Annotated in this window: 10 protein-coding genes; all 10 read left to right on the forward strand. The window is 70.7% G+C overall.

The window, feature by feature from the left end:
• Positions 1–212: 212 nt before the first annotated feature.
• Complete coding sequence (locus ACZ6ZQ_RS24810) at positions 213–566, forward strand: STAS domain-containing protein (protein ID WP_003967428.1); 354 nt, start codon at positions 213–215, stop codon at positions 564–566.
• 135 nt (positions 567–701) lie between these two features.
• On the forward strand, positions 702–1,148 hold the full coding sequence (locus ACZ6ZQ_RS24815; RefSeq protein WP_469770702.1) for an ATP-binding protein: 447 nt from the start codon (positions 702–704) through the stop codon (positions 1,146–1,148).
• 271 nt (positions 1,149–1,419) lie between these two features.
• Positions 1,420–3,816 carry a sodium-translocating pyrophosphatase gene (locus ACZ6ZQ_RS24820; protein WP_469770703.1) on the forward strand — a complete coding sequence of 799 codons (2,397 nt, stop codon included), beginning with the start codon at positions 1,420–1,422 and terminating at the stop codon, positions 3,814–3,816.
• A gap of 217 nt (positions 3,817–4,033) precedes the next feature.
• Positions 4,034–4,705 carry a small secreted protein gene (locus tag ACZ6ZQ_RS24825; protein WP_469770807.1) on the forward strand — a complete coding sequence of 224 codons (672 nt, stop codon included), beginning with the start codon at positions 4,034–4,036 and terminating at the stop codon, positions 4,703–4,705.
• 306 nt (positions 4,706–5,011) lie between these two features.
• The gene (locus tag ACZ6ZQ_RS24830; RefSeq protein ID WP_469770704.1) at positions 5,012–6,550 is read left to right on the forward strand and encodes a DUF7059 domain-containing protein; all 1,539 of its coding nucleotides are present in this window, start codon (positions 5,012–5,014) and stop codon (positions 6,548–6,550) included.
• Positions 6,551–7,272: 722 nt separating this feature from the next.
• On the forward strand, positions 7,273–7,470 hold the full coding sequence (locus tag ACZ6ZQ_RS24835; protein WP_453662250.1) for a hypothetical protein: 198 nt from the start codon (positions 7,273–7,275) through the stop codon (positions 7,468–7,470).
• A gap of 235 nt (positions 7,471–7,705) precedes the next feature.
• Positions 7,706–10,579 (forward strand): type I DNA topoisomerase, encoded by a 2,874-nt coding sequence (topA, locus tag ACZ6ZQ_RS24840; protein WP_469770705.1) that lies wholly within the window; start codon positions 7,706–7,708, stop codon positions 10,577–10,579.
• 178 nt (positions 10,580–10,757) lie between these two features.
• Positions 10,758–13,943 carry a dTMP kinase gene (gene tmk / locus ACZ6ZQ_RS24845; protein WP_469770706.1) on the forward strand — a complete coding sequence of 1,062 codons (3,186 nt, stop codon included), beginning with the start codon at positions 10,758–10,760 and terminating at the stop codon, positions 13,941–13,943.
• A gap of 420 nt (positions 13,944–14,363) precedes the next feature.
• Positions 14,364–15,569 (forward strand): DNA polymerase III subunit delta', encoded by a 1,206-nt coding sequence (locus ACZ6ZQ_RS24850; protein ID WP_469770707.1) that lies wholly within the window; start codon positions 14,364–14,366, stop codon positions 15,567–15,569.
• Positions 15,570–15,663: 94 nt separating this feature from the next.
• The gene (locus ACZ6ZQ_RS24855; RefSeq protein ID WP_469770708.1) at positions 15,664–17,217 is read left to right on the forward strand and encodes an alpha/beta hydrolase; all 1,554 of its coding nucleotides are present in this window, start codon (positions 15,664–15,666) and stop codon (positions 17,215–17,217) included.
• Positions 17,218–17,307: the final 90 nt, after the last annotated feature.

Consider the following 17,307-nt stretch of genomic DNA (forward strand, 5'->3'; position numbering starts at 1 on the left):
GGCGGGTTTCCCCGCTCTCGGAAGGACGTCTGGGACGGTGATTCATGGCCATCGGCACCGAGTGTGTCACCGGCGAGACGGACAATGGTCCTAAGGCGTCGTGCATGGCTGCTGGTAAGTGATTGAATGCCATCGCGGCTGGCGATCCGTCCCCTGGCTCCGTCGGGGAGACCCGAGGGGCGACCGCTCGATAGCAAGGTGCTGGAGGATCCGTGGACCTGTCCCTGTCGACTCGCAATGTGTCCGGCCCTGGCGGCGACCGCACGGTCGTCGAGGTCGGTGGCGAGATTGATGTGTATACCGCGCCCAAGCTGCGCGAGCAGTTGGTCGAGTTGGTGAACGACGGCAGCTACCACCTGGTTGTCGACATGGAGGGTGTGGACTTCCTCGACTCGACCGGCCTCGGCGTGCTTGTGGGCGGTCTCAAGCGTGTGCGTGCGCACGAAGGCTCGCTGCGCCTGGTCTGCAACCAGGAGCGCATTCTCAAGATCTTCCGGATCACTGGTCTGACCAAGGTGTTCCCCATTCACACCACGGTCGACGAGGCCGTCGCGGCGACCGACTGAGTCGTCCGGCGGTTCTCCGGAGGCTCCGGGTGATTCCGGAGACCTCCGGGGGTTCCGGAGGAAGCAAGGGTTCCGGGCGAAAGCCCGGGCCCCTGAGAAGCACGCTCGCACGCTCGTACGTCCGAGGGGGACCGCATGGCCACCGTTGAACTCCGCTTCAGCGCACAGCCCGAACACGTCAGGACCGCCCGCCTGGTGGCCGCTGCCGTGGCGCGCCGTGCCGGGGTCGACGAGGCCGTCCTGGACGAGGTCCGCCTCGCCGTGGGTGAGGCGTGCAGCCGGGCCGTCGGGCTGCACCGCAGCAGTGGCATCACCGCTCCCGTCCGGGTCGTCCTGACCGAGGAGGAGAAGACCTTCTCCATCGAGGTCGGCGACGAGGTCCCCACTGAGGGAAACACCGGCGCGGCCGGTCCGGGCACCGGTGCCGCAGAGCAGGCCCGAGACACGGAGAGTGACGGCGATGACCAGATGGGCCTCGCGGTGATCAGTGGGCTCGTCGACGACGTCGAGGTGACGTCCGGGGAGCACGGCGGTGTCATCCGTATGAGCTGGCCCAAGAATCCGGCCACGATCGTGCCATGACGGTGTGACCGTCCGGCCGCGCCACGCTGACGGTGGCGTGTTCGCCTGCTCCTCCGAGAGGCCCTGCTGAGCAGGGCCTTTTTCATTTCCCTAGATCATGGATCAAGCGTCAATGCCTTTGTCCCATTACCGCTTTCGGGGGGATTCCTGAGGCGCGATAGTTTGCTGAGTAGCAACTGAAGGTCAATTCCATTTGTCGCGCCCTGTTTTGATCAGGATCCGCTCCCTACAATCCGTCCACATCTTGAGCTCTGAACGTCAAGGAGGACGAATGGCGGGGCTCTTCAACCCACACCTGCCCGACTACCCCACTTCTCTCGCAGCCGCGGTACTCACCGATGACAATCGGATGATCGTTATTGTCATCGCGGCCGTGGCGCTGGCGGCGCTGATCGTCGCCCAGCTGCTGGTACGCCAGGTACTGGCGGCCGGTGAAGGCACCGATTCCATGAAGAAGATCGCAGCAGCCGTACAGGAAGGCGCGAATGCCTATCTGACACGGCAGTTGCGCACGCTCGGCATCTTCGCCGTCGTGGTCTTCTTCCTGCTGATGTTGCTGCCGGCCGACAACTGGTCGCAGCGAGCCGGACGTTCGGTATTTTTCCTGGTGGGCGCGCTGTTCTCGGCGGCCACCGGTTACATCGGCATGCGTCTTGCCGTACGAGCCAATGTCCGTGTGGCCGCGGCCGCGCGTGAAGCGACACCGGCGGAGGGCGAGCCGGAAAAGGATCTGACGGCCGTTTCGCACAAGGCCATGAAGATCGCTTTCCGGACGGGCGGTGTGGTCGGCATGTTCACGGTGGGCCTCGGCCTGCTCGGTGCCTCCTGCGTGGTTCTCGTCTACGCCGCGGACGCCCCCAAGGTGCTCGAGGGCTTCGGACTCGGCGCTGCGCTCATCGCCATGTTCATGCGTGTCGGCGGCGGCATCTTCACGAAGGCCGCGGACGTCGGCGCCGACCTCGTCGGCAAGGTCGAGCAGGGCATCCCCGAGGACGACCCGCGCAACGCCGCCACCATCGCCGACAACGTCGGTGACAACGTCGGCGACTGCGCGGGCATGGCCGCCGACCTCTTCGAGTCGTACGCCGTGACGCTCGTCGCCGCACTCATCCTCGGCAAGGCAGCCTTCGGTGATCTGGGCCTGGCCTTTCCGCTGATCGTCCCGGCGATCGGCGTGGTCACCGCGATGATCGGTATCTTCGCGGTCGCCCCGCGGCGCGCCGACCGCAGCGGGATGACGGCCATCAACCGCGGATTCTTCATCTCCGCGGTGATCTCGCTCGTCCTGGTGGCCGCGGCCGTGTTCGTGTATCTGCCGTCGTCGTACGCGGAACTGAACGGTGTCACCGACGTGGCGATCAAGGCCCACGCCGGCGACCCGCGCATCCTCGCGCTCGTGGCCGTCGCCATCGGCATCGTGCTGGCCGCCCTGATCCAGCAGCTGACGGGGTACTTCACCGAGACGAACCGTCGTCCCGTCCGTGACATCGGCAAGTCCTCGCTCACCGGCGCGGCCACCGTCGTCCTCGCCGGTATCTCCATCGGCCTCGAATCGGCCGTCTACACCGCGCTGTTGATCGGTCTCGGCGTCTACGGGGCGTTCCTGCTCGGCGGTGCGTCGATCATGCTCGCGCTGTTCGCGGTGGCGCTGGCCGGTACCGGGCTGCTCACCACGGTCGGTGTCATCGTCGCCATGGACACCTTCGGCCCGGTCTCCGACAACGCCCAGGGCATCGCCGAGATGTCGGGCGACGTCACGGGCGCGGGCGCGCAGGTCCTGACCGACCTCGACGCCGTCGGCAACACCACCAAGGCCATCACCAAGGGCATCGCCATCGCGACCGCCGTTCTCGCCGCGGCCGCGCTCTTCGGCTCGTACCGCGACGCGATCGCCACCTCCGTCGCGGAGGTGGGTGCCAAGGCCGCGGAGATGAACCTGAGTCTGGACGTCTCGCAGCCCAACAACCTGGTGGGCCTGGTCCTCGGTGCGGCCGTCGTGTTCCTCTTCTCCGGGCTGGCGATCAACGCGGTCTCCCGGTCGGCCGGTTCGGTGGTCTACGAGGTGCGGCGGCAGTTCCGCGAGCATCCCGGGATCATGGACTACAGCGAGAAGCCGGAGTACGGACGCGTCGTCGACATCTGCACCAAGGACGCGCTGCGCGAACTGGCCACGCCCGGCCTGCTCGCCGTGCTGGCGCCGATCGCGGTCGGCTTCACCTTCGGTGTCGGCGCTCTGGGCTCGTACCTCGCGGGTGCCATCGCCACCGGCACGCTCATGGCCGTGTTCCTCGCCAACTCCGGTGGCGCGTGGGACAACGCCAAGAAGCTCGTCGAGGACGGCCGCCACGGCGGCAAGGGCAGCGAGGCGCATGCCGCGACGGTCATCGGCGACACGGTCGGCGATCCGTTCAAGGACACCGCGGGCCCCGCGATCAACCCGCTGCTCAAGGTGATGAACCTGGTGGCACTGCTGATCGCGCCCGCGGTGGTGCAGTTCAGCTACGGGGACGACTCCAACGCGGGCGTACGGGCCGCGGTCGCGGCTCTGGCGATCGCGATCATCATCGGTGCCGTGTACGTGTCCAAGCGGCGTTCCGTCGCCATGGGTGACGAAGACAACGCCGCCGAACGGTCGGCGAAGTCACCGGACCCTGCGGTCGTTTCGTAGCAAACCTCACATCGCAACAGGATCACCTGCTCAAGACGTGGGCGGGCGGCGCGGATTGACGCGCCGTCCGCCCATTTCCGTGCGCCGGGTGAGCCTTGTCTCTCTTGGTGCAAATGGGCGCAATAGTCTAAATACCGGACGTTCAGCATGCGGCTGTCGCCCACTTGGCGTGTATGTTCCGGGGCCGAGAGCCTTGGAAGGGACCGATGCGGTGAAGGTGAACAAGAAGCTTGCGACCGCGCTGTCCGGCGGCGCGGTACTGGTGCTCGCGCTGTCGGGTTGCACGAGCGACGACGGCGACGGCAAGGTGAATGCCTGGGCCAAGACGGTCTGCGACCAGGCACAGCCGCAGATCCAGAAGAGGGCCGACGCCCAGCAGACGATCATCTCGACCGCCGCGGACGGCAAGCCCGCCGACATTCAGACCGCCGACTCGAAGGCCTTCCAGGACATCGCCGAGGCGAACAAGGCTCTGGCCACGGCCGTGCAGGCGGCCGGAGTGCCGCCGGTCGACAACGGCGAGAAGCTGCAAGAGGACGCCGTCAAGGAACTCAACGCCACGTCGACGGCCTACCTCAACCTCAAGAAGCAGGTGGACGCGCTCGACCCGGAGGACCAGCAGAAGTTCGCCGACGGACTGCAGGGCATCGCGGACGGTCTCAAGAAGATCGAGAAGATGGACCAGGACGCCCTGGCCAAGCTGCAGTCCGGTGACTTGGGCAAGGCGATGGGGCAGCAGCCGGGCTGCCAGAAGGTCAAGCCCTCGGTGAAGCCGACCGGCGCGACGAGCGAGCCCACGAAGCCGGGATCCGGTTCGTCGAAGCCGGCCGCCAAGCCGTCGAACGCCGCGGGTCCGTCGAAGTCCGCCGACGCCTCGAAGTCGTCCTAGGAAGTGCCTTCGTCCTGGGAAGTGTCTTCGAAGTAGCCACCGGACCGGACCGGGAGCACGTGTACGACTGATCCCGGCCGGTCCCGGGGTTTGCACCGGGGTGGCCCTGGCCGCCCAGCCGCCTGGTCGCCCACCCGTCGCCTCGCCCACCCGTCGCCTCGCCCACCCGTCGCCTCGCCCGCCCGGCGGCCGGCCCGCCCGCCGCCCGCCCGCCGCCCGCCCGGCGGCCGGCCCGCGGCCGGATCCCGGGGCTCCGGATGCGCGCGGCTGGGGCGGGCGGCGTGGCCCGCGGGTGAGAATGGGCGCGTGAGTACGACCAGCCTTGCCTCAGGCCTCCCCGTGCCCGACCAGTCCGCCCGGCTCCGCGACGCCCTGCTCGCCGCCGACTTCACCGCCGACGGGCTGCTCGACCTGCTCGGCGCGCCCGCGTACGCGGCGCTCGCCCGCAGCGAGACCGTGCCTGCGGTCCGCGCCACCCGAGGCGACTCGCCGCTGGAAACCCTCGTACGGCTCTTCCTGCTGCAACGGACGGTGGCGCCCGAGCGGGCGCGGGCCGCGCTGCCGCTGGACGAGGCGCTCGCTGACGGCTGGGTGGTCAAGGACGGCGACGGTATCCGGGCGACGGTGGATGTGCGCCCGTACGGCGGCCCCGAAGGGCAGGACTGGTTCATCGTCTCCGACCTGGGCTGCGCGGTGGGCGGGGCCGGCGGGGCAGGCGGCCAGGGCGAGGGCGTCGTGCTCGGCGTCGGTGGGGCGTCCACCACGCTCGCCGGGATCACGGTCCGTAGGCCCGTGACCTCCGCCCTCGACGTCGGTACGGGCTCCGGCATCCAGACTCTGCACGCCACCCGGCACGCCACCCGCGTCACGGCCACCGATCTGAACCCCCGGGCGCTGGCGTTCACCCGGCTCACCCTCGCGCTGTCCGGGGCACCCGAGGCCGATCTGCGGGAGGGCTCGCTCTTCGCGCCGGTCGAGTCGGAGACGTACGACCTGATCGTGTCGAATCCGCCCTTCGTCATCTCTCCCGGCGCCCGGCTCACGTACCGGGACGGCGGGATGGGCGGGGACGATCTCTGCCGCTCGCTCGTTCAGCAGTCGGGGGAGCGGCTGAACCAAGGGGGGTTCGCGCAGTTCCTCGCCAACTGGCAGCACGTGGAAGGGGAGGACTGGCAGGAGCGGGTGCGCTCCTGGGTGCCGCGCGGGTGCGATGCCTGGATCGTGCAGCGCGAGGTGCAGGACGTGACGCAGTACGCCGAGCTGTGGCTGCGGGACAGCGGTGACCACCGCACCGCTCCCGAGGAGTACACGGCGCGGTACGACGCGTGGCTGGACGAGTTCGAGGCGCGCAGGACCAAGGCGGTCGGCTTCGGCTGGATCACGCTCCGGAAGTCCGGGGCGGAGCAGCCGTCGATCGTCGTCGAGGAGTGGCCGCACCCCGTCGAGCAGCCCCTCGGCGAGACCGTACTGGCCCACTTCGCGCGGCAGGACTATCTCCGGACGCACGACGACGCGGCGCTGCTCGCCGACCATTTCGTGCTGGCGGGCGAAGTGGTGCAGGAGCAGGTCGGGCTGCCCGGAGCCGAGGACCCCGAGCATGTCGTGCTGCGGCAGAACCGGGGCATGCGGCGTGCCACGAAGGTGGACACGGTAGGCGCGGGTTTCGCGGGCGTCTGCGACGGCACGCTGAGCGCCGGGCGGATCCTCGACGCCATCGCGCAGCTCGTCGGCGAGGACCCGGTGATGCTGCGGGACCGTACGCCGGAGGCGATCAGACTGCTGGTCCAGGAAGGCTTCCTGGAGCCCGCACGCTCCGGCGGCGAGTCTTCACGCGCCGACGACTGAGCGGGGCGCTGGCAGCCCGAGCAGTGCGTCCCGGCCGCCGCAAGGTCCTGTCCGGGCGATCTTCGAGGAACTGGCCGCGGCGTCGGATGCATGGGGTCTCCCCAGGCCCGGAGGGCCGAGGGGACGCATCGCAAGGCGGTGGGGCACCTCCCAGCGGTAGCTGGGGGAGATCGCCCTCGTACTGGGTGTACTTGGGTGACTCCGACAACGCAGCGAGGTGCAGTAGCTGGGGGTACTCCCCCTGGCTGCGCCGGGGGCACCCCCACCCAGGCGAAGCTCTGGGGGAGCGTCGCGGGCCCGACAAGATCGCCCGGACAGGGCCTGGGGCGTGTTGCGAAAGTCCCGCCTGGCCCGCGACGCCTGCCCTGGGCGGTCCCGCACTCCACCAGCCAACGTTTCCCGTACGAAATCGGCCATTGTTCGCGTGGCGGGCAACACGTGGCGGGCAATGGCTGCAGTGCTCCGGCGGGGAACCGCCATGGGACCCGACCCGGCTCCGGCCCGGTTCGGCGTCGGCGCGGAACCGGCCCGGAAGGGCGGGCTCCGGAAAACGTCCTGTCTGGGCGGGCAGTCTGCCGAAGGCGTTCTTCCGGGGTGGGCTCGGGGCGACGCCGGCCGGGTGAACCCGTACTGCGTTCACCCGGAATTCGCGTGGGCGACGCCCGGAGGTGCCAGTCTCGGCCCCGGCGTCCCGGGATCAGGCCGAGGAGTGGGAGACGCATATGGAGAGCGGTCCGGCGATCTTCGCGGGAACGGCGTTCGCGCTGTTCGGAGCCGCACTGCTGGTGTGGACCGGAGCACGCGTCCTGCACCGCGCACCGGTTGCGCACGGCGTGAATCCCGCCACGGCGGCCACCCTCGCAGCGATCTTCGGGGCCCTGTTCCTCGTCGCCGGCGTCTGGTGTTTCAGCCGAGCCTGAACGCCTTCCGGGCCGGACCCCGCCCGGCATGCCCTGACGCACACAGTGGGAGTCCGGGCGGCAGGAATGCCTGGAGTCGGGTTACCGTTCGAGTGGCCGTTGCGAGCTTTTGCCGTTTGACACGGGGGCGGGTTGTACCGTCACACTCCGCAGCGACAGCAGTGCAGTGCGGCCGTACGTCGTGCCTTGTACGCCGTACGTGACCACCGAGCGTCGACCGGAGAGAAGAGCGAAGTTGTCCCCGACCAGCGAGACCGCACAGGGCGGCCGCCGACTCGTCATCGTCGAGTCGCCTGCCAAGGCGAAGACGATCAAGGGCTACCTCGGCCCCGGCTATGTCGTCGAGGCAAGCGTCGGGCACATCCGCGACCTCCCGAACGGCGCGGCCGAGGTCCCCGAGAAGTACACCGGCGAGGTCCGCCGGCTCGGCGTGGACGTCGAGCGTGACTTCCAGCCGATCTATGTCGTCAATGCCGACAAGAAAGCACAGGTCAGGAAGCTCAAGGAGCAGCTCGCCGAGTCCGACGAGCTCTACCTCGCCACCGATGAGGACCGCGAGGGCGAGGCCATCGCCTGGCACCTCCTCGAAGTCCTCAAGCCCAAGGTCCCCGTCCACCGGATGGTCTTCCACGAGATCACCAAGGACGCGATCCGCGAGGCCGTCGCCAACCCGCGCGAGCTCAACAAGCGCATGGTCGACGCCCAGGAGACCCGCCGTATCCTCGACCGCCTCTACGGCTACGAGGTCTCGCCGGTCCTCTGGAAGAAGGTCATGCCGCGGCTGTCGGCGGGACGCGTCCAGTCCGTCGCGACCCGCCTCGTCGTCGAGCGCGAGCGCGAGCGCATCGCCTTCCGCTCCGCCGAGTACTGGGACCTGACCGGCACGTTCTCCACCGGCCGCGCCGGATGGGGGTCCCCCCGGCCGGAGGCTGGGGGAGCGTCCGACCCGTCGGCCTTCACGGCCCGTCTGAGCAGTGTCGACGGGCAGCGTGTCGCCCAGGGCCGGGACTTCGGCCCGGACGGCAAGCTCAAGTCCGGCCAGGTGCTGCACCTCGACGAGGCGAACGCGCGCGCCCTCAGGGCCGCGCTGGAGAACGCCTCGTTCTCGGTCCGCTCGGTCGAGTCGAAGCCGTACCGCCGCTCGCCGTACGCCCCGTTCCGTACGACCACCCTTCAGCAGGAGGCGTCGCGCAAGCTGGGCTTCGGGGCGAAGGCCACGATGCAGATCGCACAGAAGCTGTACGAGAACGGCTTCATCACCTATATGCGTACAGACTCGACCACGCTGTCCGACACCGCTGTCACGGCGGCCCGGGCGCAGGTCACGCAGCTGTACGGCGGCGACTACCTGCCGGAGAAGCCGCGCACGTACGCCGGAAAGGTCAAGAACGCGCAGGAGGCGCACGAGGCGATCCGTCCGTCGGGCGATCGTTTCCGCACTCCGGCCGAGACCGGACTGACCGGCGACCAGTTCCGGCTCTACGAGCTCATCTGGAAGCGGACCGTTGCCTCCCAGATGAAGGACGCGGTCGGCAACTCCGTCACCGTCAAGATCGGTGGCGTCGGCTCCGACGGCCGGGACGCCGAGTTCTCGGCCTCCGGCAAGACGATCACGTTCCACGGCTTCATGAAGGCGTACGTCGAGGGCGCGGACGACCCCAACGCCGAACTGGACGACCGCGAGCGCCGGCTGCCGCAGGTCGCCGAGGGCGACGCGCTGACCGCCGAGGAGATCACGGCGGACGGCCACGCGACCAAGCCGCCGGCCCGCTACACCGAGGCCAGCCTGGTCAAGGAGCTGGAAGAGCGCGAGATCGGCCGCCCGTCGACGTACGCGTCGATCATCGGCACGATCCTCGACCGCGGATACGTGTTCAAGAAGGGGACGGCGCTCGTGCCGTCGTTCCTCTCCTTCGCCGTGGTCAACCTGCTGGAGAAGCACTTCGGCCGACTGGTCGACTACGACTTCACCGCCAAGATGGAGGACGACCTCGACCGCATCGCGCGGGGCGAGGCCCAGGCGGTGCCGTGGCTGAAGCGGTTCTACTTCGGCGAGGGCACGGGAGGGGGCGGCGCCGCCGAGGCGGGGAACGGCGACGGCGACCACCTCGGTGGCCTCAAGGAGCTCGTCACCGACCTCGGTGCGATCGACGCACGTGAGATCTCGTCCTTCCCGGTCGGCAACGACATCGTGCTGCGCGTCGGCCGGTACGGCCCGTACGTGGAGCGCGGCGAGAAGGAGTCGGAGGGCCACCAGCGCGCCGACGTCCCCGCTGACCTCGCCCCCGACGAGCTGACCGTCGAGCTGGCGGAGGAGCTGCTGGCCAAGCCGAGCGGTGACTTCGAGCTGGGCAAGGACCCGGTCACCGGGAACGAGATCGTCGCGAAGGACGGCCGTTACGGCCCGTACGTCACGGAGATCCTGCCCGAGGGCACACCGAAGACCGGCAAGAACGCGGTGAAGCCGCGGACCGCCTCGCTCTTCAAGTCGATGTCTCTCGACACGGTGACGCTGGAGGACGCGCTCAGGCTGATGTCGCTGCCGCGCGTCGTCGGCAAGGACGCCGAAGGCGTCGAGATCACGGCCCAGAACGGCCGCTACGGCCCGTACCTGAAGAAGGGCACGGACTCGCGCTCCCTGGAGACCGAGGACCAGCTCTTCAGCATCACGCTGGACGAGGCCCTGGCGATCTACGCCCAGCCCAAGCAGCGGGGCCGGGCCGCGGCCAAGCCGCCGCTGAAGGAACTGGGCACGGACCCGGTGAGCGAGCGTCCTGTCGTGGTGAAGGACGGCCGCTTCGGTCCGTACGTCACCGACGGCGAGACCAACGCGACCCTGCGGACCGGCGACAGCGTGGACGAGATCACTCCGGAGCGCGGCTACGAGCTGCTCGCCGAGAAGCGCGCCAAGGGACCGGCGAAGAAGGCCGCCAAGAAGGCTCCCGCGAAGAAGGCGGCGGCCAAGAAGACGGCTGCGAAGAAGACGACGACGGCCAAGAAGACCGCCGCGAAGAAGACGACCGCAAAGACCACGACCGCCAAGAAGACGACGGCGAAGACGGCTGCGAAGAAGACGGCGGCCACGAACTCGTCCGCCTCGGAGGAGTAGCGGCGGGAGTCGTCCGCCTCGGGCGAGCGCGAGCAGTAGCGGAAGAGGGGGCACCCTGGGTGGCCCCTCTTCCGTTCTCTCCGTCAGATCGCCTCTTCCGTAAGATCACCGCCAGATCGCCGCCCATTTGTTCGGGCTGGGCCTCCGGGGAGCAATGTGCTCCGGATAGGCTGGGCGGATGACGCGAGCCGAGCAGCCAACGGCCCAGAGCCCCACCTCTGACCCCGGTGCACTTGCCGCAGACGCCCTAGCCGCGGATTCACGCGAGCGCGCCGTCAGGGCGCTGCTGCGCGTACCCGCGTTGCGGCGCCTGTGGGGTGCGCAGCTCGTCGGCGGCATCGGTGATGCCCTGGCGCTGCTGGTGCTGGTCCTGCTGGCGCTTCAGGCGGCGGTCTCCGAAGGCGCGTTCGGCGGTGGGTACCGGGGTGCCGCCTTCGCCGTCTCCGCCGTGTTCGGTGCCCGTATTCTCGCCACCCTGCTCTTCGGAGCGGTGCTGCTCGGTCCGCTCACGGCACTCACCGCGCCCAGCGGGCCGCTCGACCGCCGCTGGACGATGATCGGGGCCGACGGCCTCCGCATCGCTCTGCTCGTCATCGCCCCGCTGTGGATCGACTGGACCCCGGACAGCGCTCTCGCGTATCTCCTGGCGACGGTCTTCGTCGCCGGTGTCGCCGAGCGGTTCTGGACGGTGGCCCGGGAGAGCGCGGCGCCCGCCCTGCTGCCCGCGCCGCCCCTGGAGGGCGCCGCGGTACGGCCGCTTCCGGATCACCATGACGCGCTGCGCCGGCTCTCCCTCCGTACCGCCTTCGCGGTGATCCCTGCGGGGGCCGCCGTCCTGCTCGTCGCCACGCTGATGGGCAATCTGCTCGGCTCCGGCATCGAGTGGTTCTCGCTCCACCAGGCGGCCCTCGGGTCGTACGTCGCGGCGGGGCTCTTCGCCGCGTCGTTGTCCGTCCTGTCTGCCATCGAGCTTCCGGACGCGCAGACTCCGCGCCCCCGTTCCCCCCTGGAGGGCCTGCGCCGCCCGTCCACGGGCAGCGGACTCGACAAGGGCCGTACGGGCGCGGTGCCGCTGCTCGTCCTGGCCTGCGCATCGGTCGCCGGAGCCATCGCTTCCGCCGCGGCCGTCGCCGTACTGCACGCCCGTGATCTGGGCGGTGGCCCGGTTGCCTTCGCGCTGCTCGTCCTCGCGCTGACCGGCGGTACGGGCCTGGGCATCCGCGGCGCCAAGGCCGTGCTGCCCGCCCTGTCGCGCCGCCGGCTGCTGGCGCTTGCCATCGCCGTGACGGGCATCGCGCTGCTGACCCTCGGACTCGTACCGGACACGGCGACCGTGCTGTTCCTCGCCGTCCTCGCGGGCGGCGCGGCCGGAGTCGCCGCGGCCACCGGGCACGCACTCATCGACCTGGAGACCGAGGAGTACCGGCGCCCGCGGATCACCGAGCATCTGCAGCCCGTCGTCCGGGTCTCGATCGCTCTCGGCGCGATCGCCGCCCCGCTGCTCGCCGCCGCGATCGGACCGCACCGCCTCGCCAGCGGGGACTTCGTCTTCGCACACGGCGGCGCCGCCTTCACCCTGATGCTGGTCGGCGCGCTGCTGCTGCCGGTCGCCGTGATCGTCCTCGCCAAGACCGACGACCGCTCCGGCGTGCCGCTGCGCCGCGATCTGGCCGACGCGGTCCGGCGCGGCGCGGACCCGGCGCAGGCGCCCTCCGCGACCGGCTTCTTCATCGCCATCGAGGGCGGCGACGGCGCGGGCAAGTCCACGCAGGTGGAGGCGCTCGCGGAGTGGATCCGCGCCAAGGGCCACGAGGTCGTCGTCACCCGCGAACCGGGCGCGACGCCGGTCGGCAAGCGACTCCGCTCGATCCTGCTCGACGTCTCGTCGGCCGGTCTGTCGCACCGCGCGGAGGCGCTGCTGTACGCCGCCGACCGCGCCGAGCACGTCGACACGGTCGTCCGGCCGGCGCTGAAGCGCGGTGCGATCGTCATCTCCGACCGGTACATCGACTCGTCCGTCGCCTACCAGGGCGCGGGCCGCGATCTGTCCCCGACCGAGATCGCCCGGATCTCGCGCTGGGCGACGGACGGGCTCGTTCCGCATCTGACGGTGCTGCTCGACGTCTCCCCGGAGACCGCCCGAGAGCGGTTCACGGAGGCGCCGGACCGGCTCGAGTCCGAGCCCGCGGAGTTCCATCAGCGGGTACGGGCCGGATTCCTGACCCTGGCCGCGGCCGACCCGGGCCGCTACCTGGTGGTGGACGCGGGCCAGGAACCGGAGTCCGTGACCACGGTCGTACGGCACCGGCTCGACCAGATGCTGCCGCTCTCCGAAGCCGAGGTGAAGGCCCAGGAGGAGGCGCGGAAGGCCGCCGAGGAGGAGGTCCGTCGCAAGGCCGAGGAAGAGGCTGCCCGGAAGGCGGAGGAGGAGCGCCTGGAGCGCGAGCGCCAGGAGCAGCTCGCCAAGCTGCGTGCCGAGGAGGAGGAGCGCAAGCGCCGCGAGCTGGAGGAGGCGCGGCAGCGCGAGGCCGAACGGCAGGCGGAGGAGGCCAGGCAGCGCGCCGAGGAGGCGCGGCGGCTGGCCGAGGAGGAGCGGCGCCGGCGTGAGGCCGAGGAGAAGATCCGCCGGGAGGAGGCGGAGCGCCGTCGTCGGCAGGCGGAGGAAGAGGCCCGGCTGCGCGCGGAGGCGGAGGAGCGGCGCCGCGAGAAGCAGCGCAAGGCGGAGGAGGCCCTGCTGCGGGCGGAGGAGGCCCGCAGGGCCGCGGAGGCGGCGGCTGCCGCGACTGCGGCGACCGCTGCGGAGACCACTGTGCCCACGCCTGTGGTGGCGCCCGGAGCGAACGATGTGACGCAGACGGTGGAAACGCCGCTGCCGCCCGCCGCCGAGCCGCGCCCGCGCGTCGAGATGACGAAGCAGGACGAGGAGACGACGGTCCTGCCGCAGGTCCCGGATGCGGCTTCGGACGCGTCTTCGGGGGCGGTTTCGGGGGCTGAGGAGACGACGGTGCTTCCTCCGGTGCGGGACGGGGGTCCGACGGCCGCGGCCGATGAGACGGCGGTGCTTCCGCCCGTACGGGACGCCGGCACCTCCGGAGCCGGCGCCGCGGCGGACGAAACGGCGGTGCTTCCGCCCGTACGGGAGGCCGACCCGGCACATCGCGTGCCCCCGGGCATCTTCCGGGACGAGCAGCCGACGGGCGCGGCTGACCGCACCCGTGAGCTGCCGCAGGTCGACGACGAGGGACGGCCGCGCCGCCGCTCCGACTGGGCGGAGGAGACCCCGCTGGACGACCTCCCGACCCTGGCGGACGAGCTGCTGGGCCCGCACGACGACGAGAACGACCGGTACGGGCGGCGGGGCTAGGTCGTGTCTGACACATAGCGCCGTCCGCCCGCAGGGCGGGGCGCGCGGTGTCCGGTGCGTGCAATCGCAAGGCGGTGGGGGCACCTCCCAGGCGCAGCTCTGGGGGAGATCATCCGCGTACTGGACGTACGTGGATGACTCCGACAACGCAGCGTGGGGGCACCTCCCGTGCCCGAAGGGCTACGGGGGAGGGCGTGCCGGGCGTCGCGAGCCAGGCGGGATTTGTCAGACACGGCCTAGAGCCTGTCCGGTCCAGGGCCTGTCTTTCGGATCGTGCCTGCCCACGTCGAGGGCGTGCCCGGGTTGTCCACAGGCGGCGGGGGCTGTCGGACCCCTGCCCCACAATGGGAATCCGCAAGAGGAATCCGCAAGGGATCCGCAGCAACCCCTCGCACGACGTCGGAAGGCGGTGACGGCTGCATGGCCGTATGGGACGAGCTGGTCGGGCAGGAGCGTGTCCAGGCGCAGCTCGCCGCCGCTGCCCGGGACGCCGACGCGTTCGTCACGGCGCAGGCGGCGGGCGAGCAGCCGCCCGACGCGTCCAAGATGACCCATGCCTGGCTGTTCACCGGCCCGCCCGGCTCCGGCCGCTCCACCGCCGCGCGGGCGTTCGCTGCCGCTCTGCAGTGCACCAGCCCGGACCGCGCGCTGGGCGGCGCGCCAGGCTGTGGATTCTGCGACGGCTGCCACACCAGCCTGGTCGGTACGCACGCGGACGTCGAGGTGGTCCGCACCGATCTGCTGTCCATCGGTGTGAAGGAGACCCGTGACCTGGTCCGCCGGGCGCAGCTCTCGCCCGCGGTGGGCCGCTGGCAGGTCATCGTCCTGGAGGACGCCGACCGGCTCACGGAGGGCGCGGGCAATGTGCTGCTGAAAGCCGTCGAGGAGCCTGCCCCGCGCACGGTCTGGCTGCTCTGCGCGCCGTCCCTGGAGGATGTGCTGCCGACGATCCGGTCCCGCTGCCGCCACCTCACGCTCCGCACCCCGCCCGTCGCGGCCGTCGCGGACGTCCTCATGCGGCGGGACGGCATCGAACCCGAGGCGGCGACGGTCGCCGCCCGGGTGACCCAGGGCCACATCGGCCGGGCTCGCCGGCTCGCCACGGACGAGCGGGCCCGGGCCCGCCGCGCCGTCGTCCTCAAGCTCCCGCTGCGCATCGAGGACGTGGGCGGCTGTCTCAGGGCCGCGCAGGAGCTGGTCGACTCCGCCGCGGAGGACGCCAAGCAGGTCTCGGAGGAGATCGACGTCAAGGAGACCGAGGATCTCAAGGCAGCCCTGGGCGCGGCGGCGGGCGGCCGGATGCCGCGCGGCACGGCCGGGGCGATGAAGGAGCTGGAGGACAGGCAGAAGCGCCGCAAGACCCGAACCCAGCGCGACAGCCTCGACCTCGCGCTCACCGACCTGACCGGCTTCTACCGGGACGTGCTGGCACTTCAGCTGGGTTCCGCGGTCGCTCTCGCGAACGAGGACGTGCGGGACACGCTCGACCGTGTCGCCCGCGGCTCCAGCCCGGAGCGGACCCTGCGCCGGATAGAAGCGATCCTGGCCTGCCGTGAGGCCCTGGACGCGAATGTGTCGCCGCTGCTGGCGGTGGAGGCCATGACGATGGCACTCCGCGCAGGCTGACCTGTCCCCGCCGGTGCCCGTACCGGATTCCGCAGAATCACCCATATGGGAGCGAAGGGGTATGTTCCGGCATTCAGGCGGCTAGGCTCCGAGGATGAACAACAGGCAGTTCCTCCGGACCTCGGCCATCGCGCTCGCCACAGCCCTGGGGCTGCTTGTATCGGGGTGCAGCAGCGGTAGTTCCACCTCGCGAGGGTTCGAGCCGCCGGCGACAGGAGCGGCCGCGCCCTCGCCGGTGCCGACGGCCGCGCTGAAGCCGTTCTACGAGCAGCGGCTGAGCTGGCGGGACTGTGGTGTGCCCGGCTTCCAGTGCGCCACGCTCAAGGCCCCGCTGGACTACGCCGAGCCGAACGGCCCCACGATCAGGCTCGCCGTGTCCCGGGTGAAGGCCACCGGACCGGGCAAGCGCATCGGCTCTCTGCTGGTCAACCCAGGAGGGCCGGGCGGTTCGGCGATCGGCTACCTCCAGGGGTACGCGGGCATCGGCTACCCCGCCCCGGTCCGTGCCCGGTACGACATGGTGGCCATCGACCCGCGGGGCGTGGCCCGCAGTGAACCCGTCGAATGTCTCGCCGGCAAGGCGATGGACACGTACACGCAGAGCGACCAGACTCCCGACGACAAGGCCGAGATCAACAAGCTGAGCACGGCGTACAAGGGCTTCGCGGCAGGCTGCGAGTCGCGGTCCGCCACGGTCCTCCCGCATGTCTCGACGGTCGAGGCCGCCCGGGACATGGACGTCCTGCGCGCCGTGCTGGGCGACGAGAAGCTGTCGTACGTCGGGGCGTCGTACGGCACGTTCCTCGGCGCGACCTACGCCGAACTGTTCCCGGACCGGGTCGGCCGGCTCGTCCTCGACGGGGCCATGGACCCCTCCCTGCCGGCCCGCCGGATGAACCGCGACCAGACCGCGGGCTTCGAGACGGCGTTCCAGTCCTTCGCCGCCGACTGCATCCAGCGCACGGAGTGCCCGCTCGGCACCGCCTCCACAAAGGACGCGTCGGCCCGGCTGAAGGCCTTCTTCACCAAGGTCGACGCCGCCCCGCTCCGGACCGGGGAGCGCCGCGAGCTCACCGAGTCCCTTGCCACGACGGGGGTGATCGCCGCGATGTACGACGAGGCAGCCTGGTCGCAGCTCCGTGAGGGCCTCACCAAGGCCATGAACGGCGACGGCGCCGGACTGCTGGCACTGTCCGACACGTACTACGAGCGGTCGGGAGACGGCTCGTACTCGAACCTGATGTACGCCAACGCCGCCGTGAACTGTCTCGACCTGCCCCCCGCCTTCACCACCCCGGCCCAGGTCTCGTCCGCCGTCGCCGACTTCGAGAAGGCCTCCCCGGTCTTCGGCGAGGGCTTCGCCTGGGCTTCCCTGAACTGCGCCTACTGGCCCACCCCGGCCACCGGCTCCCCGCACCGCATCGAGGCGAAGGGAGCCGACCCGATCGTGGTCGTCGGCACGACCCGCGACCCGGCCACCCCGTACAAGTGGGCCCGGGCACTCGCCGACCAGCTTTCCTCCGGCACCCTGCTCACCTACGACGGCGACGGTCACACGGCGTACGGCCGCGGCAGCGACTGCGTCGACACGGCGATCAACACCTACTTGCTGGAGGGGACGCCGCCGCCGGCGGGCAAGAAGTGCTGACCGCGAAGGGTGCCCCCCTGACCGGCCCAGGGGCTGGTCAGGGGCACCCCGATTAACCCTGTAGACTTAGCGCCGCTGCTGATGCGAGCC

The sequence above is a fragment of the Streptomyces sp. NPDC053673 genome (genome assembly GCF_055585225.1).

Coding starts and splice junctions, on each gene's coding strand:
- ACZ6ZQ_RS24815 (WP_469770702.1), top strand. CDS start 702: ATGGCCACCGTTGAACTCCGCTTCAGCGCACAGCCCGAACACGTCAGG.
- ACZ6ZQ_RS24820 (WP_469770703.1), top strand. CDS start 1,420: ATGGCGGGGCTCTTCAACCCACACCTGCCCGACTACCCCACTTCTCTC.
- ACZ6ZQ_RS24835 (WP_453662250.1), top strand. CDS start 7,273: ATGGAGAGCGGTCCGGCGATCTTCGCGGGAACGGCGTTCGCGCTGTTC.
- tmk (WP_469770706.1), top strand. CDS start 10,758: ATGACGCGAGCCGAGCAGCCAACGGCCCAGAGCCCCACCTCTGACCCC.
- ACZ6ZQ_RS24850 (WP_469770707.1), top strand. CDS start 14,364: ATGGCCGTATGGGACGAGCTGGTCGGGCAGGAGCGTGTCCAGGCGCAG.
- ACZ6ZQ_RS24855 (WP_469770708.1), top strand. CDS start 15,664: ATGAACAACAGGCAGTTCCTCCGGACCTCGGCCATCGCGCTCGCCACA.